Origin of the sequence: Burkholderia sp. F1 (assembly GCF_050813845.1) — a bacterium.
Lineage (GTDB): Bacteria > Pseudomonadota > Gammaproteobacteria > Burkholderiales > Burkholderiaceae > Burkholderia > Burkholderia ubonensis.
In genome coordinates this window covers 42380-67409 of sequence record NZ_CP172423.1, presented here as the reverse complement: position 1 = coordinate 67409, position 25030 = coordinate 42380, and the positions used below count along the sequence as shown (strand labels likewise).

Genomic DNA, 25030 nt, shown 5'->3' with positions numbered 1-25030 from the left:
AACGCACCTGACGAGCGCGCGACGCGCTAGCCCGACGCGCGCGGCCCCAGCCGTTCGGCGAGAAACGCGACGAACGTGCGCAGCGTGACGAACCCTTCCCGGTGCTGCGGAAAGATCGCATTCAGCTGCAGCACAGGCGGCGCGTAGGCATCGAGCACCGGCACGAGCGCGCCGCTGTCGAGCGCCGCGCCGACGATGAAGTGCGGCAGCAGCGCGATGCCGAGCCCGGCGATGGCCGCGTCGCGCACGACTTCGCCGTTGTTCGCGACGAGCGGCCCCTGCACGTCGAAGGTCCGCGCCGAGCCGTCGACCCGGAATTCCCAGCCGACCCGCCGTTCGCGCCCGTACAGCAGGCACACGTGCTCGCCCAGGTCCGCCGGCGTCGCCGGCGCGCCGCGTCGGCGCAGGTAGGCCGGGCTGCAGCACGCGATCATCCGCGACTGCCCGAGCGGACGCGCAATCAGCGTCGAATCCTCGAGCGGGCCGATGCGCAGCGCGACGTCGAAGCCTTCGCCGATCAGGTCGACGCGCCGGTCGGTCAGGTCGAGATTGAGCCGCACGGCCGGATGCGCGGACAGGAACTCGGCGATCAGCGGCGACAGGTGCGTGATCCCGAACGACAGCGGCGCGCTGATCTTCAGCGAGCCGTAGAGCTCGGTGCTGCGCGCCACCATCGCCTGCTCGGCGTCGGCCACTTCGGCGAGGATCCGCTGCGCGCGCTCATAGAACTCGTGCCCCGATTCGGTCACGGCCAGGTTGCGCGTGTTGCGGTGAAGCAGGCGCACGCCGAGCGCCGCCTCGAGCGCCATCGTCCGCCGGCTGACGAACTGCTTCGACAGCATCAGCTGGTCGGCGGCCGCGGTGAAGCTGCCCGCATCGACCGTCGCCACAAAAATCCGGAGATCGCCCAGTTCCATATTGTCCACCTGAATGTGACAGTGATTATCCCCCATGCGATTTATTTGTCAATTCGATTGACTTAAGCTTCATCTCAACGATCGGCCGAGCCCACTTTCGCGGTTCGGCGACTTTGAGGACAAACAAAATGATTGAGATCCGGGCAGCAAACCAACGCGGCCGCGCCGAACATGGCTGGCTCAGTTCCCGTCACACGTTCTCGTTCGCGAACTACTACGATCCGCAGCAAGTCGGCTTCTCGGACCTGCTCGTGATCAACGACGACCGCGTGATGCCGGGCCACGGCTTCGGCACGCATCCGCACCGCGACATGGAGATCCTGTCGTACGTGCTCGACGGTGCGCTCGAGCACAAGGACTCGATGGGCACGGGCTCGGTGATCGTGCCGGGCGACGTGCAGCTGATGAGTGCGGGCACGGGCGTGCGCCACAGCGAGTTCAACCACTCGCGCGAAGCGCAGGTGCACTTCCTGCAGATCTGGGTCGGGCCGTCGGAGAAAGGCGCGCAGCCGCGCTATCAGCAGACGAACCTGCCGGCCGAAGACAAGCGCGGCAGGCTCGTGCTGGTCGTGTCGCCGGATGGCGCGGCCGGGTCGCTGAAGATCCGGCAGGACACGCGGATCTACGCCGGCCTGTTCGACGGCGACGAACGCGCGACGCTCGCGCTGCCGCCCGACCGGTTTGCGTACGTGCACGTTGCACGCGGCAGCGTAACGGTCAACGGCGTGACGCTCGGCGAAGGCGACGGGGCGCGCGTGCGCGGCGAAGAAGCGCTGGCGTTCGCGGACGGCAAGGACGCCGAGGTGCTGGTGTTCGACCTGCGTCCGGTCGAAGCGACGGCCGAATGGGCGTGACGTCGTGATGCGCCGGATGCCGGCTTCCGGCGCAGGCCCCGCAGCGATGCGGGGCCTTTTGTCTGGCTCTCCGTGGATGCCGCTTACCGGCCCGAGGGAGAGAGTCACGATTTCGCAAAGCCGCCATTCGTAACCGGCCCCGGGTTGCCGTTGACCATCGCGCAAAATGGCCACTCTAGTGATCTGCGCGCTTTATCACAAATCCCGACTTCCACACGGGCGCCCAGCTGACGATCGCCATCAGTCCGGTATCGGAATAGAGAGGGGGATGGGTTAGCGACGAAATCAGCCCCCCGTCCGGATGGAAAACGAGCCTATGGCCGTCGAGGCTTCGGATCAGAACGAACCCGGGGCGACTTCTGTCCCCGCCGCTGACGCAGCGGATCACCTCCGAGGCGCGGGGCTCATCGCTGTGGGCGAGGCCGTGCGCGATGCGGTCGCCCGGATAGCCGCAATCGTCCAGGCGGTATTGTTGCACGCGCTCGCCATCGTAAATCGACAGATCCGCCCGGGTCTTGCCCTGCGCGTCAGGCGGCAGGAAGTGGATGTCGATGCGCGTGGCGTGCGTGTTCTTATACGAGAACTGGTCGACGACGTCATACGAACCTTGCAGGTCCGCAAGGGTATTCGGGTCCGAGGGGACGTTGGCGCAACCAGCCAGTACGCAGGCGACGCCGGCCAATGACGATAAACACAACGCGAAGCGTTTCTTCAACACCTTCTCCTTTTAATGGCTTGAGTGGAAAGTTTTGTTCTTCACTGCCCTCCCAGCCCTTCCCCGGAGCGGGCGTGTTTTTTCGCAGGCTCTCTGGCGGGCGGCAGTCAAGCTGCGCTTGCGCCAAGGTCTCCAGTTGCGGATTGCATCGCTTGAGGGTGAGACCAGATCGCGCGTCTCCGGGCAAGGACTATTGTGCGAAGTTGAACGCGCAACCTGGTCCGTCAAATGTCAACGACCTGCCCCGCCACGTCGAACGTCGACTTCCGGCTGAACCCTGAAGTCCGTCCGGGGCAGTTCATCCGCTGGTGCCTGGTCACGGTCATTCCTCTTTTGCCGCTTTCAGGCATGCGATGTAAGCGGTTCTTGTGCCGAGTTGGTCTGCCGCCTGCGGATGTGCGCCAAACATGGTTTGCAGGTATGGAGCGTAGTTGCGTACGTAACATGCGTCGACGCGCTCGACAGGGGCTCCAATGATCTTCGCGACGCAGGCATCGTGCCTTTGTCGAATCTCGTCAGGAATCGCGGTTTCTTTGAGGCCATAGAACCTGGCGATGAATCCGTCGATCTCGGGATTGCTTGCCGACTGATCCGCAAATTCTTCACGCAGCTGGTTCAGGGTTACGCCGTCCGCACGTTGCCTCGCCAGGCCCTGTTCAAGGATTGACCTCTCGAGACAGGGGGTGATGTGGACCCACAGTGGATCGACGCCGGTCATGCGGCTTAATTCCTCCTCCGTCATATCAGTACTTTGCGCAAATGCCGGGGGCACGATCAGGCAGATGGTGCAAGTCCATAGAGCGAGAAGCAAGCGAGCGTGACGCATGTCTTTGTATGGCGCGTAATGAGGATTGGCAGGGATTCGCGAGATTGTCGCCAAAGCACCGAACACTGCAATCCGCGCATGAGCCTCCGGATGTCGGGGCTTCGATAATCGAAATCAGTTGTGTGCCGTTCGTCCTTCGCCGGAAACGCGAAGGGCGTGCTTCAACGCTAAGCGATATCTTGGCCTAACGGCCGTTGCGACGGAAACTTGAGCCAATTGGAGCACTGCATCCCCGAAGGGAGGGCGGCGTCCATTCCATCCCGGCCGGATGCTGTCTCACGAGATCGCCACCGCCTTTTCGTATAGCGATGCGACATAGCCGCTAGGAAATGGCCTAACGTCGACGCGCACGAACCCGAAAGACTCGTAGTATGCGCACAGCTTCGTATTTCTCGGATCGCAATCGAGCCTGAGGTAACGTCGATCTTTGGCGCGCACCTGGCGGACACACCAATCGATTGCGAGGCCGCCAAGCCCACGACCATGGAAATCGTTGGATACGGAGAGTCGATGCAGATAACCCGCAACCGGGTCCTGGGGGCCCCAATACGCTTCGTCCTGCCATGAAAGCGAGAACGTCGCGACCGGCACGTCGCTCTGATCGATCACATACACTTCGCTTTGCCAGAGACTCTGCCGGATCTTCGTATCGGTCCACTCTCTGTGAGCCCAAGCGGAATCGCCGTGTTTGAGCTTGTAGGCGGTTGCGTCGTTCAGTATTTGTGCGAGGTGTGGAACGTCCTCCACTGTCGCTCGGCGTAGAGTGGGCATCGCCTGTTCCGTCATTCCGGAGCTGAGGGGTTCCGTCAAAATACGGATGCCGCCGCAGATCGTCAACGATGTTGTGGGAGATGCCGAACGGCCGGAACTGGCCGCCGATCCCCGACGCTCTGCCCCGCGCTCCCCGCAATTCCGCGATGAACCTTTCGTTTTGACGCGAACGCGAACGCCCGCGCTACGCCGCGACGCCGGATTCCGACGCCGCCGGCGCACCGGCCATCCAGTCCCGCGCCGCCGCGAGATGCCGCGCAAACACCGAGCGCAACACACCGCCGCCGCGCAGATACCCCCACTCGGCCGCCGTATCGATGCGCAGCGTCGCGGCGACGCGGGCCAGCTCCGCGCCGTCCCGCGACACGACGACCGTCGCCGGCGGACGCAGCGCGGACGTTCCCGCATCGAACTCGATGTCGATGCGCTCCGCGCCGGTCCACGCGATCGCATCGAGCGCGCTCGACGCGGGCACCTCGACCGGCAACACGCCCAGCAGCGCGAGATTGCTGCGATGAATCCGCTCGAAGCCGCGCGCGATCACGGCCGCGATGCCGAGCAGCGCGGTGCCGCGCGCGGCCCAGTCGCGCGCGCTGCCTGAACCGTACGCGTCGCCCGCGACGATCACGCTCGGGACGCCGTCCTGCTGGTTCTCGACCGCGACCTCGAACAGGCTGCGGCTCGCGCCGTCGCGCGCCGAGCGCGCGAAGCCGTCGCCGGTCACCCGATTGCGCAGGCGCGGATTGGCGAACGTGCCGCGCATCATCACGTGATGATTGCCGCGCCGCGCGCCGTAGCTGTTGAATTCGTGCGGCGCGACGCCTCGCGCGCGCAGGTATTGCGCGGCAACGCTGTCGTCCGCGATGTCGCCGACGGGGCTGATGTGGTCGGTCGTCACGCCGTCGCCCAATACGCCGAGCACGCGCGCGCCCCGCACCGGCGCCGGGCCGGGCGCGCCGTCAAGCGGCGCAAAGAACGGCGGCTCGACGAAATAGTCCGACGCATCGTTCCACGCGAACAGCGCGCCGCCGGGCGCCGCGATGCGCGCCCACTCGCCGGCGGCGCCGCCCGCGTCGTGATACAGGCCGGCGTACGCACGCTCGTCCACCACCGCCGCGACGAGCGCATCGAGCTCCGCCGCGCTCGGCTGCAGGTCGGCAAGGAACACCGGCGCGCCCGCCGAATCGCGGCCGAGCGGCTCGACGTCGAGATCGCGCGTGACCGTTCCCGCCAGCGCAAACGCGACGACGAGCGCCGGGCTCGCGAGATAGTTGGCCTTCACGTCTCGATGAATGCGGCCCTCGAAATTGCGGTTGCCCGACAGCACCGCGGCCACCGTCAGGTTGCGCGCCCGGATCTCGTCCTCGACGCCGGCGGCCAGCGCACCGGTATTGCCGACGCAGGACGCGCATCCATAGGCGGCGACAAAGAACCCGAGGTCTTCAAGCGGCTTCAGCAATCCGGCGCGCTCGAGATAGCGCGCGACCGCGCGCGATCCGGGCGCAAGCACGGTCTTCACATAGCGAGGCGGCTTCAAGCCGCGCGCCGCCGCGTTGCGCGCCAGCAGCCCGGCGGCCAGGATCGCCGACGGATTGGCGGTGTTCGTGCACGACGTGATCGCGGCCAGCACCACCGCGCCGTGGTCCGGGCGCGACGCGTCGGGCGGGTTCGCATCCGGCGCTTGCTGCGCATTCGGCAGGCTGGCCGGCACGTCGGCCAGCGCGATTTTCTGTTGCGGCCGCGCGGGCCCCGCGAGCGTCGGCCGCACCGCCGACAGGTCGATCGTCAGAACATCTGAATAATCCAGCTCGTTCGCATCCGGAATGCCGAACAGGTCCTGCTCCGTGTAGTACGCGCGAATCTGTTCGACGGCTGCGGCCGGGCGGCCGGTTTGCAGCAGGTACGCGAGCGTCGCGTCGTCGACGCTGAAATAGGCGGTCGTCGCGCCGTATTCCGGCGCCATGTTGGCGATCGTCGCACGGTCGGGCAGCGACAGCGCGCGCGCGCCCGGCCCGACGAACTCGAGAAACTTGCCGACGACGCCGAACCCGCGCAACGCATGCGTGAGATGCAGCGCGGCGTCGGTGGCGCACACGTCAGCGCCCAGCCGTCCGGTCAGATGCACCGCAACCACGTCGGGCGCGCGCTGGTACAGCGGCTCGCCGAGCAGCGCGATTTCCCCTTCGAGCCCGCCCACGCCCCAGCCGAGCACGCCGAGCCCGTTGATCATCGTCGTATGGGAATCCGTTCCGACGACTGAATCCGGGAACACGAAGCCGTCGCGCTCCGCGATCACGCCGGCGACGAACTCCAGATTGATCTGATGCACGATGCCGCTGCCCGGCGGAAACACGCGCAGGTTGTCGAACGCCTGCGTCGCCCATTTGACGAACCGGAAGCGCTCGTCGTTGAGCCGGTATTCGGTCGCCAGATTGGCCAGCCGCGCCTCGGCGTCGCCGTATGCGTCGACGACGACCGAATGATCGATGACGAGATCGATCGGCAGGCGCGGCCGGATCGCGCCGGCCGGCACGCCAGCGCGCACCGCCGCCGCGCGCATCGCGGCGAGGTCGCCGAGCAGCGGGATGCCCGACGCGTCCTGCAGCAGCACGCGCGACACCCAGACCGGGATTTCGGCGTGGCTGCCCGGCCGCCAGTCGAGCAGGCCGCCGGGCGTCGCCGCGCCCAGCGGATCGTCCGCGGCATGGCGCAGCGCTGCCTCCAGCAGGATGCGCACCGTCACCGGAAAACGCGCGACGCGCGGATAGCGGCGCGTCACGTCGCGCAGGGAAACGAAACGGAGATTCGTGTCATCCGAGCCCGGAAAGCGCCGGATGAAGTCGCGCAGATTGACCATGATGTCGTGAACAGGAAAAACGAAATGCCGCGCGCGAGCGCGCACGGACGCATGAACCGATGGACCGGCGCTCAGGTCAGGCCGGCATAGCCCGCCAGCCCGCCCGCAAACACGAACCAGAGCGGATTGACCCGGCTCTTCAGGCACAGCAGCACCGCCGCGCCGCACAGCACGAGATCCGCGAGCCGGTTGTCCGCGTGGACCGTGCTCGCGGCGAGCACGTAGCCGGTCGCCAGCAGCAAGCCGATCGTGATCGGCGCGAGCGCGCTGCGGACGACCTTGTACCAGCGCTCGTCGCGGTAGAGCGGCGCGTATTTCTCGACCAGCAGCGCCAGCAGCGACGACGGCCCGCACATCGCGAACATCGACACCAGCGCGCCGGCGACGCCCGCCACCTGCCAGCCGAACAGCGCGACGAACAGCATGTTGGGACCGGGCGCGGCCTGCGCGATCGCGTACAGCGCGGTGAACTGGTCGTCGGTCATCCAGTGCATGACATCCACCAGGTACCGGTGCGTCTCGGGCAGCGTCACGTTGCCGCCGCCGAACGCGAGCAGCGACATCAGCAGGAAATGGCGCGCGAGGGAGAGGAGCGTATCCATGGCGCTCACCGTCGCTGTGCGCGTGCTTCGAACGCCACCGCGGCCGGCACGAGCACCGCCATCGCCGCGAACGGCCAGTGCAGCACGCCGATGACGACGAACGTCAGCCCGCCGAACGCGAGCACGCGCCACAGCCTCGGCTGGCCGAGCGCGAGCCGGATGCCCGTGGCGAGCACGAGCCCGGTGCCGACCAGCGCCATCCCGTGCAGCGCGCCCTGCACGCCGGGCACCGTCATGTAATGCCGGTACGCGGTCGCGAGCAGCAGCACGATCGCGATCGGCAGCGCCAGGATTCCGAGCACCGCCGCCAGCGCACCGGACACGCCCTGGCAGCGGTAGCCGAAGATGACCGACAGGTTGGTGACGGTCGCGCCCGGCAGGATCTGCCCGATGCTCAGCAGTTCGGTGAACTCACGATCGTCGAGCCAATGCTTCTGGTCGACGAGCGTACGCCGCACCCACGGAATCACGCCGCCGAAACCGCACAGGCCGATCAGCGAGAACGTGACGAACAGCTCGGCGGCGGAGATCGATCGGCGCCCCGACGCACTGGCCGGTTCCGCGACGTTCGTGACATTGGTGTGGTCCATGTGCGGTCTGCGGGAAAGGGATATCGTTGGAGGAAGCGCCCTCGATTTTCGGTCAGCGGCTGCGTTCGGCGCCGCCGTTGACCTGGATCACCTGGCCCGTGACATGCAGCGCGTCGGGCGACGCGAGCCAGCCGATCGTGCTCGCGATATCGTCCGGCGTGCCCGCGCGACCGTTCAGCGATTCCGCCACCTTGTCCTTGCGCTGCGCGTCGGACAGCGCCGCGCCGAAGAACTCCGTGTCCGCGACGAAGCCGGGCGCCACCGTGTTCACGGTCACGCCTTTGGGCCCCAGCGCCTTCGCGAGATCGGCGGTATACGGATGCAGCGCGGCCTTCGACGCGCCGTAGCAGCCCACGCCCGAGCCGCGAAACGCGGCGATCGAACTCAGGAACACGATGCGCCCGCCCGGTTGGCGCAGATGCGGCAGCAGCGCTTCCGTCAGCAGCACCGCCGACAGCGTGTTCTTGCGGAAGTTGTCGGTCCAGCGGCGCGCGACGCCCGCGAGGCCGTCCGCATAGGCGTCGGGTGGAGATTGCCGCAGCACGTGCCCGCCCGCCGCGTTGACGATCGCGTCGACCGTCGGGAATCGCGCGGTCAGCGTGCGCACGATCGCTTCCACCTGCTCCGGCACCGCCAGGTCCGCGACCAGCGGCACCACGCCCGGCGCATCCGGAAATGCATTGCCGATCTGTTCGGCCGCGCGTGCGAGCACGTCGGCGCGACGCCCGACGATCGCCACCTGCGCGCCGCGTTGCGCGAAATGGCGTGCGGTCGCGAGACCGATGCCGGTACCGCCGCCGCTGACTACGACTACCTGACTCATGTTCATGCTCCGTGTTGAAAGTAAGAGATCCGTATCGATTGATGCGGTTACCACGTCGCGCTCGAAAAACCCAGCGCGCGCGCCGGATGCGCCCAGCGCATCGGTGCGCCGTCGACCCGCGCCGGCGCCCGCACGCGTTGCGCGTTGCCCCAGCTCGTCTCCTCGATCCATGCGTCCAGGTCGACCGGCTGCTCGGGTGCGAGCAGCGCGCGCTCCGGCGCCTGCAGGCCGCCCGACGACAGCAGCAGCGACGTTCTCGCCAGCGATCCGCGCGTTCGCGTGCCCGCGTTCGTCGCCAGTCGGCGCGTCAGCCCGCGAAGCGCCGCGGCGGCGAGGAAATAACCGGTGCCGTGATCGAGCGCCTGCACGGGAAGCGGAACCGGACGATCCGCGCCCTTCACGCGCATCGCCGTCTCGACGAGGCCCGTGCTCGTCTGCAACAGGCTGTCGAAGCCCCTGCGCCCGCGCCACGGCCCGCTCCAGCCGTACGCGTCGAGCGACACGTCGACGAGCCCCGGATTGATCCGCCGCCGCTCGTCGGCGTCGAAGCCGAGGCGATCGAGCGCATCAGGCCGGTAGCCGTGAACCATCACGTCGGCGTCGCGGATCAGGCGCCGCAGCACCGCGCGCCCCTCTCCCGATTTCAGGTCGACGCGCGCGGAGCGCTTGCCGAGCACGACTTCGGGGACCGTGTTCGGTTCGTCCCAGTGGATCGGATCGATGCGCAGCACGTCTGCGCCGAAGCCCGCGAGAAAGCGCGTTGCGACCGGCCCCGCGAGAATGCGCGTCAGGTCGAGCACACGCACGCCCTGCAGCGGCCGCGCGGCCGGCACGGTCCACAGAGGCCGCGGCCCTTCGACGCTCACCGTGTCGTGAATCAGCAGGGGCTCGGCCCGCACCGCGAGCCCCTGCGGATGGCGGGCCCATTCGTCCTGCGTGTGCATCGCCGCCGCACAGCCGCCCTGTTCGACGACCGCGGCTTCGAGTTCGTCCTTCCGCCAGCGCGCGACCGCCTGCGCGACGGCCGTCTTGTCGAGCGGCGTGCGCAGCACCGCGAGCACGGCGTCGCGATGGTGCGGCGCATTGGTGTGCAGCCGGATCCAGCCGTCGGACGCACGGTAGTCGCCCGCGATCACGTCCCACTGCGGCGGCACTTCCCAGCCGCGCGGACGCAAGGACGTGCCGAACCACAGCGACACATAGCGCCGGTCGACTTCGACGGCAGGCAACGCGCCGTGTGCCTGCTGCACGAGCTCCGCGAGCGCGACGCTCGCCGCGCCGACCGCGGCGGACGCGAAATCGGTGACGGGAAAGGCGGACGGCAGCACGCCCGTGCCGGTGAACTTCAGTGTGTTCAGACGATCGGCATCTCCGTTCAGCGCCTGCCAGATGTCACGCAGATATGCGTCCGTGCATGCGCTGCCGGCCTGTTCAAGCGCCGATGTCGAAGCGTGTTCAGACATGACTCTTCCTGATTCATATATAGGGTAAAAAAAGTCTATTCGTCGGCAACTTTGAGCGTCAATCTTGATTCAGCGAATCAAGATATCTTTTTGCGCAACAGCCATTTTCCTTTCTGAATCGACTATTCAGCGGAAACTCGCGCACGTCGTTGGCTTTGGCTGCTTCGGTGCAGGCAGCGCGCCGCCCGACAAGGCCGGACAGGTGACGAATGGCCGGATTCCCGCCTGTCACATTCCTGAATAAATCTTTTCGATTTCATTAATTTCAACCAGCCAGTCACGCTTGATCGAGCCGTACGACGACGCATCGCGTTTCAGGCGCGGCAATTAATTGCTTGGATTGAACACAAACCCGAATCCGCTCGCCAGGCGCGACCGCGTGTCGCCGGTCAGTACAGCAACCCGAGCAATGCGGCCTGCGCGGCGGCGGCGGTCTTGTTGCAGGTATTCATCTTCATGAGGATGTTCTGCACGTGGAAATTGACCGTCCGGACCGACACGTCGAGAATCATGGCCAGCTCGCCCGACGTCTTGCCGTCGATGGTCCAGCGCAGGATGGTTTTCTCCATCTCGGTGAGATGGATCTCGTTCCCGCCCACCGGCCCCGTGCGGCACATCCGGCTCAAGTGGTAGTGAAACGTCTGGGCGAGCCAGACGAGCCTCGGCTCGACGTCGTAGGGCCGGCACGACGCCGGATGCGGCGCCGTGCGGCCCAGCGTGAGCACGCCCCAGCTTCCGCGACCGTCGCGCACGAGCTGCGACCATCCGCTGCGAACACCGGCGCGGCCCAGTGCCGCCCGAAACGACAGCGCACTGTCGAACGACGTGTCGTCCCATACCAGCGGACGCACCGACGCCCGGCACCGCCTGATGATCGGATTGCATTCGAGCGTGCTGCGCGCCCTTTCCCATTCCCGCCACGGGGCCGGAAAATTGCTGATCGACTGCGTACGCGGCGACGACACCGGCAGCGACGTGCTGAACACATAGCCGACATACTGAAACCCGAGATCCCGCGCGAGCGGCAGCGCCACGTCGAGCAGCACCTGGGGGTTGTCGGCCCGGTCCCACGAATCGGGTTCGCGCCGGCAAACGTGTTGCGGATGCCCGTGCGACAGGTCGCTTCGATTCAGGACCGCGTCCTGCATCCCGCCCTGACGCGCGAACGGTTCGGCAAACGACGCGACATCGGCGCCATATTGATCATCGAGATCCATCTTCGCTCCACCATTCATTGGCCCATGAACAATGCAAACCATCATTCCGTCGTGCGCTCACGCAGGACGTCGAAGACATCAACAGCGCGCGGCCCATTCAACGGATTTCCGTAACGGCGGCCGCATTTACCACGCGATGCTTTATTAGATTGATCCGGCAGACAGGAGCGAATCGCGACGCAGGAACTCACCCGAATATGAACGGGATGAAAATCGATTCGTCTTTCACTTGAATTACACATTCCTCTCGATTCGCTGAATGGGATTGGAATCGAGAGACGAATATCAATTACTGACCAGCAACCTTCGTTACCGCTGCTTCGTGCGTCGTCCGTCACGACGAAGCGGCTGCCGCCCCTGACTGATCGTCACATCAGCAGCGATCGAACGCACGACCTCACGTCATGCAATGGCGGTCCGGAAAATCGACGAATCGCCGCAACTTTGCATGGCACGTCATTTTCCCGGGATTAACCAAATAATGAGACCGTTTCGTATCTACATACAAATACTGATTCGAGCCAGTTTGGTTGTCAAGCGTTTTTATTTTTTAAACACAAATACCAAACGGAACCCGTAATTCACGTTTAATCGAATTGGCCTGCATCGACACCTGCTGCTCGCCGGCCAATGCGAAGACCTTTTCGTTATTAGTAGATCCCGTCTACTCAATGATCGCGGATCGCCGTCGCGGCGCGCGTCGACCGCCGGCCATCGGACGTCCTGTCCCGGAACGCATGCCCGTGCATCGCCCGGCCGATCGCCGGGCCGCTTGACAAGCCACGCGGGTTCGACGATTATTCGCGTGATACTCATCCGTATCATTTAAATACACGAAATTCTGCTCGCACGCGTATTCCAGATTATTCGCCTTTCCGGCCGTATTTCCGGCGGCCCGGGAAGGCAAGCAACGAATGCTTCGTGAGCAGCCACATCGCAGGGCCCGTGAGAACCTGAGAGAAGACGCAAGACCGGGCAGCGTCAGGGGCGAGGCAACACAACAACAGGGCACAGCCCAAGTCAGCAATGACAGCCTCGCCCCCTGCCGGCGTCGAATCCCGCCAAGCCGGCGCCAACCGCTTCACGTCAGGCCGCCTGCGCCGCCAGCAGTGCGAGAAATTCCCTCCGCAGCGCCGCATCGTCGAGGAACTTGCCGCGCATCACGCTGTTGGTCATCTTCGCCTGGTCGTCTTTCGTGCCGCGCCAATGCATGCAGTAGTGATCGGCGTCGAGCACGACGGCCAGCCCGTCCGGCGCGATGCGCGCTTCGAGCATGTCCGCGATCTGCTTGACGGCTTCCTCCTGGATCTGCGGACGCGTCATCACCCAGTTGACGAGGCGGCCGTACTTCGACAAGCCGATCAGGTTCGACACCGCATTCGGCAGCACGCCAATCCAGACCCGTCCCATGATGGGACACAGGTGATGCGAACAGGCGCTGCGCACACGCAGCGGGCCGACGATGATCAGCTCGTTCAGACGCTCGATGTTCGGAAACTCGGTGATGGCCGGCGCCGCTTCGTAGCGGCCGGCGAACACCTCGCGCACGAACATCTTCGCGACGCGGCGCGCGGTTTCACGCGTGTTGTGATCGTTGTCGACATCGATCACGAGCGCACGCAATACGCGCTCCATGTGCTGCTCGACTTCGCGCTGCAGCAGATCGACTTCACCGTCGCGCAGGTAGTCCGCGATGTTGTCGTTTGCATGAAACCGCGCGCCGGCGCTGACCAGCCTGCGCCGGATGCGTTGCGACAGCGGCACGCCGTCGTCGGTCGTGTTCGGCGCTTTGCCGGGGACGTCGATCAAGGTTCCCATTCAACGTTCCGCCACGGCATGCCCGGCGCTTTCCGGCGATTCGGGCTGCACCGAACCCGTCGCGATGCCGCCGCGCAGCACCCCCGGCGCGACGCTGTGGAAGATCGGCTCGAACGCGGGCGGCAACGGCCGCGTGTGCTCGCTGGCGATCCAGCAGCGCAGCAGGCAGCGCTGTTGCGGCGGCGCGTCGACGAATGCGTTGCGCGAATGCAGCGTGATGTGGTTGTTCGTCAGAACGAGCGCCCCTTTCTCGAACGCGAACTGCACGAACATGCCGTCGCTGTTGAGCAGCCCGTCGATCTCGTCGAGCATCGCGCGCACCGGTTCCGGCAGCGCGATGTCGTGACGCTTCACCGACTCGTTGAACTTGCGGATATAGCGCACCACGAACGAGTCGTCCGTTTCCGTCAGGATCGGCAACAGGCAATAGCCGTTGTCGATCCCGCCTTCGTCGCGCAGGTCATGCGGAATCGGCTTCGTCAGCCACGGCAGCCACGCGGGCCGGCGCGCCTCGATCAGCTCGACGAGCCGCGCCGACGAGCAGACCTTGAATTCGCCGCCCTCGGTCGCGGGCTCCCAGCACGCGAGCACCGTGACGTCCGCGCGATCCGAATGAAACGCGAGCTCCTGGTTGGTCATGTGGCCGCGCGCCGGCGCCAGCACCGAATCGCGATGGCCGGCGTCCTTGACCTCCTTGATCACGTCGCCCGACTTGTTGATGGCGACCGGCAGGCCGAGATAGCGGCAGAAGCGATAGAACACGCGATGAAAATCGTCCTTGCCGAGCCGTTCCAGCACGGCGCTCTGATGCCGGATCGCGCCGCTTTCGAATTCGAGCTTGTAATGGATGCGCTCGCGAATCGCGTCGAGCAGGTACGTGTCGAACTCCGCGTCGCGGCCGCGGGCGATCGCATCGAGCAGGACCTCCACCGACACGGCGAGATCGCCGGGCAGTTCGAGCGCGTCGGGCTTCGACCATGCGGGCGGGCGACGGTGCGTGCGCCGTTGAACTTCAGCGTATTTCATGGTGCTCCTTGGCCATGATGAAAATGGGAAGGGCATGCGTGCGCCTGTCTGGCGCCCGCCAAGCCCTGTTTCGGTCTCGCCCGAAGCAACGGGAGACACGTCGAGACGCTACGCGGAAATGTCGAGCAGGCTCTTCTCGTACTTGCCCTTGTGCACGAAATTGATGAACGATCCTTTCCCGCCCACGAAGCGATACGAGTGCTCCGCACCGGACGGAATGAACGCGGTGGCCGGGCTCGTCAGCGTGCGCGATTGTCCGGAGATCGTCACCTCGACGGTCAGCCCCTGATAGTCCTCGTCCTCGCCGAGGAACATGAACACCGAATCGCAGTTGTGGCGATGCGTATCGACGTGCCCTTCCTCGTTGTCCGCGATGACCTCGACCTTGCGCGCGATGAAGTAGAACGGCGAAGCGCTCAGCAGCCGATGGTCGAGCATCACGAACCGCTTGCCCGGGCCATGCCGGTGATAGCGCAGCTCGGTGGACGATTTCTCGAACGGCGTCAGGAACAGCTCCTGCTCGTGCATCGGCGGAAACTTCTCGAGCACTTCGACGCCTTCCGACAACGCCGCGTCGTGCACGTTGTAAGCCGACGAATCCTTCGTCGACGCGATGCGATGGAGCTTCGCCGCGTGCGCGAAGATGTTGTCGCCCACGATCGGCTGCATCGGCGACCCGTCGATCCGGCTGAACACCTTGACGAGCTCCGACAGCTCGCGCGACTTGTTCAGACGGCGCGTAGCGTCGCCGTACCGCGCCTGCAGCAGCGCCGCCAGCTGGAACGTATCCGTGATGCCGGCGCGCTCGCCGATGCCGTTGCAGCTCGTGGAGATCCATTCGACGCCGGCGCGGATCGCCTCGAGCGTGTTCGCGAGCGCGAGGCCGCGATCGTTGTGCACGTGATATTCGAATTGCGTCGAGCGGAACTCGTGGCGCAGCGACGCGAGGATCTCGTAGGTTTCGGACGGCAGCAGCGCGCCGACGCTGTCCGCGAAGCAGATCCGGTCGGCGCCCGCCGCGATGGCGACCTGGTAGATGCGAAACAGGTCGGACGTATCGGTCCGTCCCGCATCCTCAACGGTGGCGCGCACCTTCAGGCCGTTCTGCTTCGCGTAGCGGATCGACGATTCGAACAGGTCGAGCACGTCGTCCTTCGACATGCCGCCGAACTTCGTCGCCAGCGAAACGGGATTGAACGACGCGAACATGCCGACCCAGGCCGCGCCCGATTCGCGCACGGCGTCGATATCCTCGACGCGGCATCGCGCGTGGGCGAGCACCGGCAGCGACGACACGCGTGTCACGGCCCGCACGCGGTCAAGCTCGTACGGGGAAATCTTCGGGTGTCCGCATTCGATCATGTCGACGCCGAACTCGGCGATCTTCTTCGCCAGTATTTCGCTCTGTTCGATGTCGAACGAGCACTGGATCGTCTGGCATCCTTCGCGCAACGTGCAATCGATGATGTTGGGGCGCATGATGTTTTCCTTGTTGGAGATACGGGTCGGACGGATTCGCGGCGCCGCGCCGCCGGCTCGGCCGGCAGGCGGCGCGGCTCGCTATCGTCGAAAGGCCAGTTCCCGTCGGGGCGTCCGACCGGTTACGTCCATTCCTTGACCGGCTTCGTCGTGAACGGCAGGAACAGCAATTTCGGCGCCGAAAAATCGTCGTGGTGATCGAGGCCGTTCGAGAACTGCTCGGGCCGGTAGTCGATCGAGTAGGTGCCGAAGAGGCGGTCCCAGATGCTGAAGATGAAGCCGTAGTTGGTATCCGTGTACTCGACTTCCCGTCCGTGATGGATGTTGTGGAAGGTCGGCATCACGAAGATCTTGCTGAGCGCGCGCTCGAGCTTCTCCGGAATGTTGATGTTGCTGTGGTGGAACGTCGTCACGCAGAACGAGATCACTTCGAACGCGATCACGGTCTTGTACGGAATCGCGAACGCGTACATCACCGGCAGCCGGATCGCGAGCACCAGGAACTTCTCGCCGAAATGCTGGCGGAATCCGGTCGTGGAATCGATGTGCATGTCCAGATGGTGCAGCGTATGGAATCGCCACAGCACCGGGATCTTGTGCGCCGACAGATGGATCAGGTAGTTCAGGCAGTCCATGATGAGGATGTCGATCACGAACGCGGTGACGCCGGTGAACCAGTCCGGGCGCGGCAGGCGGTACGGCAGGTCGCGCGTCACATACAGCATCAGCGGCGCGATCACGACCGGCGAGAAGATCCCGCGATACGTCACGCCGACGATCACGTTGCGCACGACGCGCTTGAAGTTGAGCTGGCGCGGATAGTCGAACTTCGGGAAGATCCGCTCGAGCGCGAAGATGATGACGAACGCCACCCCGCTTATCACCAGGCCATGCGTGATCAGGTACTTCACGAACTCATTCATAAAACCCCCTCTGTAACTAAGGACTATTGAATAAAATGGTACTGCCATGAAAAACGCTTTCAGGAGAAGCCTCGGCGGGATGATCCGAACCGGCATGCCCGGCTTGCGGCCCCGCCGATGCGGCGCGATCAGTTCCTGCTTGCTGCTGCGGGCGGGATCGACGCGTCGCGCGATGCGATCGGCGTCAGGCGTGTCAGGCGAGCCGGAACGAATGCATCGCGGTTCTCCGCATTGCCCGTCGCCCGGCGCAATGAAATACGAATTGGCCCATCCCCGGACGGCGCTTTCGCGCGTCGGGCATTTCGACTCTCAGACATATTTTCCGCCCCTCGTAAGCGAGATAGAGAAAGGCTTGCTTTTGAATCTTTATACCTTCTTTACAAAATGACGAGCAAGGGATATCAGTTGCAAACATTGACAGTGGAAAGCCGCGAGTGCTGTTGCTAGCCTGATAGTCCGCCGGATGATCGACCGACGAGACGGTCTGGATGCGACGCACCGAATAAGTGCATCGATAAGAACAAACAGACAATGCAGGGCGTCGGCAGGAAACGCTGCCCGCCCGATTTATGCAATGAGGAACGGGTTTTCGGCTCGCATCCGTCTGCATAACTTATTATGTGCAGCGTCCGCAATTCCGGCGCCACTTTTTTATTTCATTACGATGCATCGTGTAAGATCGGCCCGCTTCAGACCAGACCATAAATTACAAAAAGCAGTCAAAACAATTACAATCATAAAATCTACTGGCCAATCAGTAATAAAAAATAAATCTACGGACGATCACATCATGCAAGAGGATATTGTGGTATCGCGTACCGCTGCCGGACCGGCATGCGAAGACGCATGTCGAGGAAATGTGCTGGACGCCGCGTTGACGCTTCCCCTACATCAGGCGATTTCGCTGCTTTGCGACACCGTGGACCTCGACGAGCGCGTCGACGCCCATCCGGACTGGAGCCAGCGCCTGTTGTCCCGGGTTCGATCCGAACTCGGCAAGGCGCTTGAGCAGCGCGACGAGCAAGCGCTGGAGGAAGTCCACGGGGCGCTGTTTGCGCTTTACGACCTGCACACGTGCGACGGAACGGAACCGCGTGCGATCAATCAGTTCAACCCGACGCTCACGCAGGTTCGACGCCATATCGAACGCGCATGGCTCGACAGCGAAGGCCGGCGCCTGGCTGTCGCCGCCCCTGCCGCGCCCGACGGCCGTTCGATCGTCGAGGCGATCAAGCGCATGTGGTCACAGCACGCGGTCGTGTCGCATCCTCTGTTCGACTTCCTCGAGAAGGAGGCGTCGCGCGAGCAGATCGTCGCGTTCTTTCGCAGCGACAGCGCGCTCAACCTGCGCTTCTTCGACCTGCTCCTCTATGCGATGATCGGCGCGCGCAGCGAGGCGCGCAGCGAACTGGCGCAGAACCTTTGGGACGAAGCGGGGCGCGGCGATGCGGCGCAAAGCCACGTGAACCTGTTCCAGCATCTGCTGAACGTCGTCGGCGTCGGGCCGGCCGACGACAACCACGCGAGCGTGTTGGGATGGGAAGGGCTCGCGGGCCACAACCAGTTCATGCTGGCCTGCGTCAATCGCGCCCATTACTTCAAGCTGCTGGGTGTGATGGCGATCACCGAGCTGCTCGACCCCGCGCAGTATGAAAAACTCGTCAGCGGGTGCAGACGGGTCGGGCTGGGCAGCGAAGGCGAATTGAGCTACTACGACGAGCACATCACGATCGACGTCGTTCACGGCGACGGCTGGCTGACCAACGTGATCACGCCGATCGTCGGCCAGTCGCCGGAGATCGCCGGCGACATCCTGTTCGGCGCCGCGTGGCGGCTGTCGAGCTGCGACGCCTACTACAGCGCGCTGCACGCCAGGTTGCTGGCGCTGCCGATGCTGCACGGCCAGGCTGCCTGACGAAGCACCGCGCGAGATGCGCCACCGGGGCACGGCCGCGCTCAGGCGCGCCGTGCGCCGCGTGGCTTCGACGCGGCGCCGCCATGCTCCTCGATCAGGTTCTTCGCGACCTCCCACGCATCCTGCGCAGCGTGATTGCGATCCCCGGCCACCGCCGCGATGGTCGCCCCATCGAGGAGCATCACGATCTGCCGGGCCACGCGCTCTGCGTCGGCCGGCTCGACGAGGTCGATCATCAGGCCCTGAACGAACAGGCGCAAGTTCGCCTTCTGCGCGACCGAGATGCGGATGATCTCGCCCGAATCGGAATGAAATTCGGACAACGCACCAACGAACATGCACCCCGAGAAATCACGCGCCCTGAACCAGCGGCCATGCCATTCGAACAGTTCCTGCAAGCGCTCGATGGGCGTTCCCCTGGTGCTCACCGCGTGCGTCATGGAGGCCAGCGCCTGGTGCGCCCGCTGCGTCAGGACTTCGGAAATGAGGTCGTTCTTGGTCGGGAAATTGCGGAACAGCGTCATCTTCGCGACGCCCGACTCCTTGATGATCCGATCGGTGCCGACGGCGTGGTAGCCATGTTCTGCAAATAGGCGTGTCGCCGTATCGATGATGTCCTGTCGCTTGGTGCTCATGGGTGTGACCTTTCCGCTGGGCCGACGGCAAGAAAGTCCGGACCCTGGCTCGTCGCGATTATAAACGGATCGGTCTATCTGCCGCCACGCTGCGGCAAAATGGACGAGACGGTGAAGCGATGCACCTGACGTTGCCGGAAAGGGGTCTATCCAGGCGTCCGCTGCGACGGCGTCAGCAGATCATGCGGCATACGACACACGAGACGGATACGTCTCGCTCATGCATGGCAATGCGCGCGAGACATCGAGACGATGCGTGATGCGCTGCGCGGCACGCCTGCCGCGCAGCGCGGCGGCCGTTACTGCCCCGGCGACGGCGCGGCGCCGTTGGTGGCCTTTGCGCCGTCCGCCTTGGCTGCGCCGTTTTGCGTGTTCAGCGGATAGCCGGACCGGTCGCCGGTCAGCCGATAGCCGTCCTTCTCGATGGCGCCCAGATCCTGGTTGCGCTTTTCCCGGGCGGCCTTGCGCGCCGCCTTGCGCTGCGCCTTGCTGAGTTCCTTGGGCGTCGGCTTGGCCATCGGCGCGGCTTCCGGCGCCGCATCCTGCGCAAACGCGATCGGCGCGCCCGCCAGCGCCAGGCCGATCGATGCCGCCATTGCCACCGAGACAACGCGAATCCTGTTCATGATCGAATCTCCTTGACGATAGTCGATCGTCGCTCGAACGCCTCTGCGGATGCAAACGGCGGGCGGCGATACGCGTGTCTTCTTTTATACAAGCCACGCAGACGCGACGCAATTGTCCGGCGAACATACACCCGGCCCGTCGTCATCGCGCGGCGCGCACATTCGCCGGCGGAATCCGCCGCAAGTCAGGACGCCCGCCCGCGGACGATGTCGGCCAGCTCGCCGAGGTCGCGCCGGACCGCATCCTTGCCCAGGCTCGACCATGCGTCGAACGACGTCGTTCCGCTCACCGCGCCGACAAAGCGGGTGCCGGCCCGTTCCGCGGCTTGCGCGTCGACTGCGTGGTCGCCGACATAGAGCGCCGACGACGCCGGCACCTCGAGCCGCGACAACGCCAGCACGAGCCCCTCCGGGTCCGGCTTGTGACGTTGCACGTCCTCGCCGCCGACGATCACGTCGATCGACGCACGCAAGTCCGCGACGTCGAGGATCGCTTCGATGCGGTAGCGAAACTTGCTCGAAACGATCGCAGTCGCCACGCCGCGCTCGCGCAGCCGCGCAAGCAGGCCGGGCACCTCCGGGTAGATCTTCGTCGACGGAACCATGATCTCGTCCGCCCGCGCCACGAACCGGCGCGCGAACTCGTCTGCCTGCTCCGGCCGGTCGTCCCCGGTCAACGCACGGAACATCGCCTGCAGCGGCAGGCCGATCACCGGGCGGATCTGCTCGCTCGCCGCGGCATCATGCCCGAGCTCACGCAGCGCATGCTGCGTGCAGTCGATGATGCCCACGGACGAGTCGGCCAGCGTCAGGTCGAAATCAAAGATGACGGCATCGATATCCATGTGTGAACTCCGGATCATGTGTGCGCGTGCGCACGCCGCACGCGCGAAGGTGGAAGTTGTCGTGTTTGCGCCGGCCCCGCCCGCGTGACAGGTCGAATGCCGGCCATTTCCTCCTACGGACGGTCCTGGCAACCACCTTCGGCGGGCTCGAACCGGGCCGGATCGCGTCGCGCCCATTCGGTCGCCGATGCCGACAACGGCAGCAGCGCCTGTTCGAGACGCCCGGCACGGGCGGTTTGCGATTCATCGCGGCTGCAGCATCCGCTGGATGATCAGCCTGAGCATCTGCGTGTTCGCCTTCATCTTGAAGCCGGGCTCGGACACCACGCGCATGAACGCGCCTTCCGTGAGCGCGAGCAGCCAGGTGGCGGTCAGGTCCGGCTTCAGGGTCCGGTCGATGCGCCCTTGGGCGATGCCGCGCTTCACCAGCGCGGCCAGCCGGCCCTTCACGAGCGACTCGTTCGCGGCGAACAGCGCCGCGATGTCCTCATTGCGCGTCGCCTCGACGCCGATCTCGATGGTGATGCGCACATAGACGGGGTCGCTCGCGAGCTGCATGAGCTCGAGCGCGATTTCCTCGATCGCGGTGACCGCGTCTTCCGTGTCGAACCATTTCGCGAAGATGTCGGCCGTAATGCGCTGGTCCTCCAGCGCAATCGCCTCGATGATCGACGCCTTGGTCGGGAAGTAGTGGAACAGGTTGCCGGGACTCATGCCCGCGGCCGCGCAGATCGACGCCGTCGACGTGCCGTGAAAGCCGTTGCGCGCGAAACACTCGATCGCGGCGTCCAGGATCTGACGCCGCTTCGCTTCGACTTTTTCCGGATCGATCTTTCTCAAGGTGAGCTCCCTGCTGGACGTCGGCTTGAATCTTTAATAGACTGACTACTCGATCTATTATTAAACGACGGCAGACACGCGTCAAGCCGGCGATCCGAGGGCGAAAAATTGAAACGAACGACCGTCATCCGCATCCTGGTCGCCGTGGTTCTGGCGCAACTCGTCGCATTCGGCGCCTGCGCGCTGCGTGGCCTGTCCGACTTCGAACTGAACCAGGACGCGCGCGTATCGACGCTGACGTTCCGTTCGGGCAGCGTCGAGCTCGCGGGCACGCTGGTGCTGCCGGCCCGCGCGACCGACTTGCCGGTCGCGCTGCTGATCCACGGCGACGGGCCGCGCGACCGCTTCTCGGAAGACGCGTACCTGCCGCTCGTCAACAGCCTGCTCGACGCCGGCATCGGCGTGTTCACGTGGGACAAGCAGGGCATCGGCAAGAGCGGCGGCGACTGGCTCGCGCAATCGATGCAGGACCGGGCCGCCGAAGCGATCGCCGCGATGGCGCGCGTGCGCGCCGCGGTCGGCCCTGCGCCCCGGATCGGCCTGCTCGGCTTCTCGCAGGGCGGCTGGGTGATCCCGCGCATCGCGAACGAAGTCCGGCCCGCGTTCTCGGTGATCGTCGGCGGCGCCGTCAACTGGCGCCGGCAAGGCGTCTACCTGACCCGGCAGCGCATGCAGCGCGAAGGCGCGGCGCCGGACCGGATCGACGCGCAGATCGCCGCCGAACTCAAGTCGAACGACGCGATCTTCGGCCGACCGGACGCGCGCGCCGACCCGCGCGTGCGGCCCGACATCGAACCGCGGCGCTTCGGCTTCATCGCGCGCAATTACGCGGAAGACGCGTCGCGCGCGCTCGCGACGATGCAGGGCCCCGTACTCGCCGTGTGGGGCGGGCAGGACCGCAACGTCGATCCGGTCGACGACGCGAACGCGTACAGCCGCGCGTTCGGCAATCGCGACGACCGGCGTGTCGTCATGGTGCCCGACGCGACGCACGCGCTGCTGCGCGCGCGCTGGTTCGACTATCAGCTCGAATCCGACTGGCCGGCGTGGAAGAAGGCCCTGTTCATGGGTCTCGGGCGCCGCGCGTACGAGCCGGGCGCGCTCGACATGATCGCCGGCTGGATCAACGCGCAGTAAGCCCGCAGCGGCCTGCATGCGCGCGGGCCGACAACCGGGCAACGGGCGGGCGCCTTCTGCAGTACCCTGCTCACTTCCGGCACGGCGTCGCTCACGAAGCGCGCCGGCGCTCTTCCCCATCCGCGGTTCCGGCACATGCACCGGCGCCGCGCCAAGGAGATACTGGATGTTTTCGTGGTTCGAACGGCGCCTGCCGACCTTTCCTCTCGAGGATCCCGTCACCCCGCCCATGGGGTTCTTCGCATTCGTCTGGGCGTGCACGCGAGGCGCGCGCGGCTGGGTGTTCCTGATCGCGCTGACGTCGGCCGCGCTGGCCGCGTATGAAGCGGCGCTCTTCGCGATGATGGGACACGTGGTGGACTGGCTGTCGTCCCCGACGCCCGCCGATTTCCGCAACCGGCACCTCGGCACGCTGCTCGCGTATGCAGGCATCCTGCTCGGCAGCGTGCCGCTGATCGGCCTGCACACGATGGCGAAGCACCAGGCGCTGGCGATCAATTTCCCGATGCGGCTGCGCTGGCTCTTTCACCGGCTGATGCTCGACCAGAGCCTGTCGTTCTACGCGAACGAATTCGCGGGCCGCGTCACGACCAAGATCATGCAGACCGCGCTGGCGGTCCGCGACGCGCTGTTCATGACGGTGGACGTGCTCGTCGGCGTGGCCGCCTACCTGATCGGCATCCTGCTGCTGGCCGCCAGCTTCGAGTGGCGGCTGATGATTCCGTTCGCCGTCTGGGCGATCGGCTACGGCGCCGCGTGCTGGTACTTCGTGCCGCGCCTCGGCCACGTCGGCAGCGAGCAGGCCGATGCGCGCGCGATGATGACGGGCCGCATCACCGATGCGTATTCCAACATCGCGACCGTGAAGCTGTTCGCGCACACGCGGCGCGAGGCCGACCACGCGCGACACGCGATGGAGGCGTTCAAGGCCACCGGCCATGCGCAGATGCGTCTCGTCAGCGCGTTCGAGGTCACCAATCACGTGATGACCACCGCGCTGCTGGTCGGCTCGACCGGTCTCGCGCTCTATCTGTGGGCGCAGGGCGAGGCGAGCGCGGGCGTGGTCGCGGCGGTGATCGCGATGGCGCTGCGGCTATCCAGCTATTCGCACTGGGTGATGTGGGAGATGACCGAGCTGTTCGAGAACGTCGGCACGATCCAGGACGGCATCACGACGCTGACGAAGGCGCGCGCCGTCGTCGACCGGCCGGACGCGCGGCCGCTCGTCGTGCGGCGCGGCGAGATCGTGTTCGACACCGTGCGCTTCTCGCACGAGGACAACGGCAAGCCGGTGTTCGACGGCCTGACGCTCACGATCCGGCCGGGCGAGCGCATCGGCCTGATCGGCCGTTCGGGCGCGGGCAAGTCGACGCTCGTCAACCTGCTGCTGCGTTTCTACGACGTGGGCGGCGGCCGCATCCTCATCGACGGGCAGGACATCGCCCACGCGACGCAGGACAGCCTGCGCAGCGCGATCGGCATGGTCACGCAGGACACGTCGCTGCTGCACCGCACGATGAGGGAGAACATTCTCTACGGCCGCCCGGACGCGAGCGAAACAGACATGCGGGACGCGGCGGCGCGGGCCGAAGCGGCGGACTTCATCGAGCGGCTGGGCGATCGCCACGGGCGCAAGGGCTACGACGTCGAGGTCGGCGAGCGCGGCGTGAAGCTGTCCGGCGGCCAGCGCCAGCGGGTCGCCATCGCGCGCGTGATGCTCAAGGACGCGCCGATCCTCGTGCTCGACGAGGCGACGAGCGCGCTCGACTCCGAGGTCGAAGCCGCGATCCAGCACAGCCTCGGCAGCCTGATGGGCGGCAAGACCGTGATCGCGATCGCGCACCGCCTGTCCACCATCGCGGCGATGGACCGGCTGATCGTGCTCGACGAAGGCCGCATCGTCGAGGAAGGCACGCACCAGCAGCTGCTGCAGGCAGGCGGCATCTATGCGGCGCTGTGGGCGCATCAGAGCGGCGGGTTTCTGGGCGAAACGGCGGAGGCGGTGCAGTAGCCGGCGCGCCCTGCCGGCCTTCCATTCACGCGGCGATCGCAACGATCGCCGCGCTTCATATCCATTCGAGAAATTATTGGTTTCCTTGATGGTCCGTGGTCCGTATCGTTCAGCGATTCGTCACACCAATCGACCACCGG

At 65.5% G+C, this 25030-nt stretch carries 22 protein-coding genes; 4 read left to right on the top strand and 18 right to left on the bottom strand.

All coding sequences use genetic code 11. The annotated features are described in order from the left end of the window. Nucleotides 1–26: 26 nt before the first annotated feature. Nucleotides 27–917, bottom strand: a complete 891-nt coding sequence (locus ACFIMZ_RS34955) for a LysR substrate-binding domain-containing protein (RefSeq protein WP_431825830.1) — start codon at nucleotides 915–917, stop codon at nucleotides 27–29. Nucleotides 918–1045: 128 nt separating this feature from the next. On the opposite strand from ACFIMZ_RS34955, the gene ACFIMZ_RS34950 reads away from it, so the two are divergent. Further along, nucleotides 1046–1771, top strand: a complete 726-nt coding sequence (locus ACFIMZ_RS34950; protein ID WP_431825829.1) for a pirin family protein — start codon at nucleotides 1046–1048, stop codon at nucleotides 1769–1771. Between the two features lie 175 nt (nucleotides 1772–1946). On the opposite strand, the gene ACFIMZ_RS34945 is transcribed toward ACFIMZ_RS34950, so the two are convergent. The 13 genes from ACFIMZ_RS34945 to ACFIMZ_RS34885 all read right to left on the bottom strand — a co-directional run bounded on the left by ACFIMZ_RS34945 (nucleotide 1947) and on the right by ACFIMZ_RS34885 (nucleotide 16881). Then, nucleotides 1947–2486: a hypothetical protein gene (locus tag ACFIMZ_RS34945; RefSeq protein ID WP_431825828.1), complete on the bottom strand. Its 540-nt coding sequence runs from the start codon at nucleotides 2484–2486 to the stop codon at nucleotides 1947–1949. Nucleotides 2487–2808: 322 nt separating this feature from the next. After that, nucleotides 2809–3204, bottom strand: coding sequence for a hypothetical protein (locus ACFIMZ_RS34940; protein ID WP_431825827.1), 396 nt, complete (start codon nucleotides 3202–3204; stop codon nucleotides 2809–2811). Nucleotides 3205–3588: 384 nt separating this feature from the next. Continuing rightward, the gene (locus tag ACFIMZ_RS34935) at nucleotides 3589–4083 is read right to left on the bottom strand and encodes a GNAT family N-acetyltransferase (protein WP_431825826.1); all 495 of its coding nucleotides are present in this window, start codon (nucleotides 4081–4083) and stop codon (nucleotides 3589–3591) included. Between the two features lie 184 nt (nucleotides 4084–4267). Then, a complete protein-coding gene (acnA, locus tag ACFIMZ_RS34930; RefSeq protein WP_431825825.1) occupies nucleotides 4268–6940 on the bottom strand; it encodes an aconitate hydratase AcnA in 2673 nt (890 codons plus the stop codon). A 71-nt stretch (nucleotides 6941–7011) separates the two neighbouring features. Continuing rightward, nucleotides 7012–7542 carry a chromate transporter gene (locus ACFIMZ_RS34925; RefSeq protein ID WP_431825824.1) on the bottom strand — a complete coding sequence of 177 codons (531 nt, stop codon included), beginning with the start codon at nucleotides 7540–7542 and terminating at the stop codon, nucleotides 7012–7014. A 5-nt stretch (nucleotides 7543–7547) separates the two neighbouring features. Next, entirely contained in the window at nucleotides 7548–8132 is a 585-nt protein-coding gene (locus tag ACFIMZ_RS34920; RefSeq protein ID WP_431825823.1) for a chromate transporter, read from the bottom strand. A gap of 52 nt (nucleotides 8133–8184) precedes the next feature. Beyond that, entirely contained in the window at nucleotides 8185–8955 is a 771-nt protein-coding gene (locus ACFIMZ_RS34915; protein WP_431825822.1) for an SDR family NAD(P)-dependent oxidoreductase, read from the bottom strand. A 47-nt stretch (nucleotides 8956–9002) separates the two neighbouring features. Beyond that, nucleotides 9003–10418: a CoA transferase gene (locus ACFIMZ_RS34910; RefSeq protein WP_431825821.1), complete on the bottom strand. Its 1416-nt coding sequence runs from the start codon at nucleotides 10416–10418 to the stop codon at nucleotides 9003–9005. A 389-nt stretch (nucleotides 10419–10807) separates the two neighbouring features. Then, on the bottom strand, nucleotides 10808–11635 hold the full coding sequence (locus ACFIMZ_RS34905) for an autoinducer binding domain-containing protein (RefSeq protein ID WP_431825820.1): 828 nt from the start codon (nucleotides 11633–11635) through the stop codon (nucleotides 10808–10810). A 1086-nt stretch (nucleotides 11636–12721) separates the two neighbouring features. Continuing rightward, nucleotides 12722–13453, bottom strand: a complete 732-nt coding sequence (gene folE, locus ACFIMZ_RS34900) for a GTP cyclohydrolase I (RefSeq protein WP_431825819.1) — start codon at nucleotides 13451–13453, stop codon at nucleotides 12722–12724. Then, nucleotides 13454–14479, bottom strand: coding sequence for a TauD/TfdA family dioxygenase (locus ACFIMZ_RS34895; RefSeq protein WP_431825818.1), 1026 nt, complete (start codon nucleotides 14477–14479; stop codon nucleotides 13454–13456). A gap of 108 nt (nucleotides 14480–14587) precedes the next feature. Beyond that, a complete protein-coding gene (locus tag ACFIMZ_RS34890; RefSeq protein WP_431825817.1) occupies nucleotides 14588–15958 on the bottom strand; it encodes a 2-isopropylmalate synthase in 1371 nt (456 codons plus the stop codon). A gap of 122 nt (nucleotides 15959–16080) precedes the next feature. Then, complete coding sequence (locus ACFIMZ_RS34885; RefSeq protein WP_431825816.1) at nucleotides 16081–16881, bottom strand: sterol desaturase family protein; 801 nt, start codon at nucleotides 16879–16881, stop codon at nucleotides 16081–16083. Between the two features lie 874 nt (nucleotides 16882–17755). On the opposite strand from ACFIMZ_RS34885, the gene ACFIMZ_RS34880 reads away from it, so the two are divergent. Next, the gene (locus tag ACFIMZ_RS34880) at nucleotides 17756–18796 is read left to right on the top strand and encodes an iron-containing redox enzyme family protein (protein WP_431825815.1); all 1041 of its coding nucleotides are present in this window, start codon (nucleotides 17756–17758) and stop codon (nucleotides 18794–18796) included. A 41-nt stretch (nucleotides 18797–18837) separates the two neighbouring features. Here the strand turns inward: ACFIMZ_RS34880 and ACFIMZ_RS34875 are convergent, their stop codons facing one another. From ACFIMZ_RS34875 to ACFIMZ_RS34860, 4 genes are all read right to left on the bottom strand, one after another. Then, nucleotides 18838–19431, bottom strand: coding sequence for a TetR/AcrR family transcriptional regulator (locus ACFIMZ_RS34875; protein WP_431825814.1), 594 nt, complete (start codon nucleotides 19429–19431; stop codon nucleotides 18838–18840). Between the two features lie 299 nt (nucleotides 19432–19730). Beyond that, nucleotides 19731–20057, bottom strand: coding sequence for a hypothetical protein (locus tag ACFIMZ_RS34870; protein ID WP_431825813.1), 327 nt, complete (start codon nucleotides 20055–20057; stop codon nucleotides 19731–19733). A gap of 185 nt (nucleotides 20058–20242) precedes the next feature. Further along, nucleotides 20243–20902, bottom strand: a complete 660-nt coding sequence (locus tag ACFIMZ_RS34865) for an HAD family hydrolase (protein WP_431825812.1) — start codon at nucleotides 20900–20902, stop codon at nucleotides 20243–20245. Between the two features lie 243 nt (nucleotides 20903–21145). Continuing rightward, nucleotides 21146–21742: a TetR/AcrR family transcriptional regulator gene (locus ACFIMZ_RS34860; protein WP_431825811.1), complete on the bottom strand. Its 597-nt coding sequence runs from the start codon at nucleotides 21740–21742 to the stop codon at nucleotides 21146–21148. 108 nt (nucleotides 21743–21850) lie between these two features. Between ACFIMZ_RS34860 and ACFIMZ_RS34855 the strand changes: the two genes are divergently transcribed. Together ACFIMZ_RS34855 and ACFIMZ_RS34850 are read left to right on the top strand one after the other, a co-directional pair. Beyond that, complete coding sequence (locus ACFIMZ_RS34855) at nucleotides 21851–22879, top strand: alpha/beta hydrolase family protein (protein WP_431825810.1); 1029 nt, start codon at nucleotides 21851–21853, stop codon at nucleotides 22877–22879. Between the two features lie 166 nt (nucleotides 22880–23045). Continuing rightward, nucleotides 23046–24890 carry an ABC transporter ATP-binding protein gene (locus tag ACFIMZ_RS34850; RefSeq protein ID WP_431825809.1) on the top strand — a complete coding sequence of 615 codons (1845 nt, stop codon included), beginning with the start codon at nucleotides 23046–23048 and terminating at the stop codon, nucleotides 24888–24890. Nucleotides 24891–25030: the final 140 nt, after the last annotated feature.

Bases quoted from the DNA above. Each gene is read 5' to 3' on its own strand.
- ACFIMZ_RS34955 (WP_431825830.1), bottom strand. From the start codon at position 917: ATGGAACTGGGCGATCTCCGGATTTTTGTGGCGACGGTCGATGCGGGC.
- ACFIMZ_RS34950 (WP_431825829.1), top strand. From the start codon at position 1,046: ATGATTGAGATCCGGGCAGCAAACCAACGCGGCCGCGCCGAACATGGC.
- ACFIMZ_RS34940 (WP_431825827.1), bottom strand. From the start codon at position 3,204: ATGACCGGCGTCGATCCACTGTGGGTCCACATCACCCCCTGTCTCGAG.
- ACFIMZ_RS34935 (WP_431825826.1), bottom strand. From the start codon at position 4,083: ATGCCCACTCTACGCCGAGCGACAGTGGAGGACGTTCCACACCTCGCA.
- acnA (WP_431825825.1), bottom strand. From the start codon at position 6,940: ATGGTCAATCTGCGCGACTTCATCCGGCGCTTTCCGGGCTCGGATGAC.
- ACFIMZ_RS34925 (WP_431825824.1), bottom strand. From the start codon at position 7,542: ATGGATACGCTCCTCTCCCTCGCGCGCCATTTCCTGCTGATGTCGCTG.
- ACFIMZ_RS34920 (WP_431825823.1), bottom strand. From the start codon at position 8,132: ATGGACCACACCAATGTCACGAACGTCGCGGAACCGGCCAGTGCGTCG.
- ACFIMZ_RS34915 (WP_431825822.1), bottom strand. From the start codon at position 8,955: ATGAGTCAGGTAGTCGTAGTCAGCGGCGGCGGTACCGGCATCGGTCTC.
- ACFIMZ_RS34910 (WP_431825821.1), bottom strand. From the start codon at position 10,418: ATGTCTGAACACGCTTCGACATCGGCGCTTGAACAGGCCGGCAGCGCA.
- ACFIMZ_RS34905 (WP_431825820.1), bottom strand. From the start codon at position 11,635: ATGGATCTCGATGATCAATATGGCGCCGATGTCGCGTCGTTTGCCGAA.
- folE (WP_431825819.1), bottom strand. From the start codon at position 13,453: ATGGGAACCTTGATCGACGTCCCCGGCAAAGCGCCGAACACGACCGAC.
- ACFIMZ_RS34895 (WP_431825818.1), bottom strand. From the start codon at position 14,479: ATGAAATACGCTGAAGTTCAACGGCGCACGCACCGTCGCCCGCCCGCA.
- ACFIMZ_RS34890 (WP_431825817.1), bottom strand. From the start codon at position 15,958: ATGCGCCCCAACATCATCGATTGCACGTTGCGCGAAGGATGCCAGACG.
- ACFIMZ_RS34885 (WP_431825816.1), bottom strand. From the start codon at position 16,881: ATGAATGAGTTCGTGAAGTACCTGATCACGCATGGCCTGGTGATAAGC.
- ACFIMZ_RS34875 (WP_431825814.1), bottom strand. From the start codon at position 19,431: ATGAGCACCAAGCGACAGGACATCATCGATACGGCGACACGCCTATTT.
- ACFIMZ_RS34870 (WP_431825813.1), bottom strand. From the start codon at position 20,057: ATGAACAGGATTCGCGTTGTCTCGGTGGCAATGGCGGCATCGATCGGC.
- ACFIMZ_RS34865 (WP_431825812.1), bottom strand. From the start codon at position 20,902: ATGGATATCGATGCCGTCATCTTTGATTTCGACCTGACGCTGGCCGAC.
- ACFIMZ_RS34850 (WP_431825809.1), top strand. From the start codon at position 23,046: ATGTTTTCGTGGTTCGAACGGCGCCTGCCGACCTTTCCTCTCGAGGAT.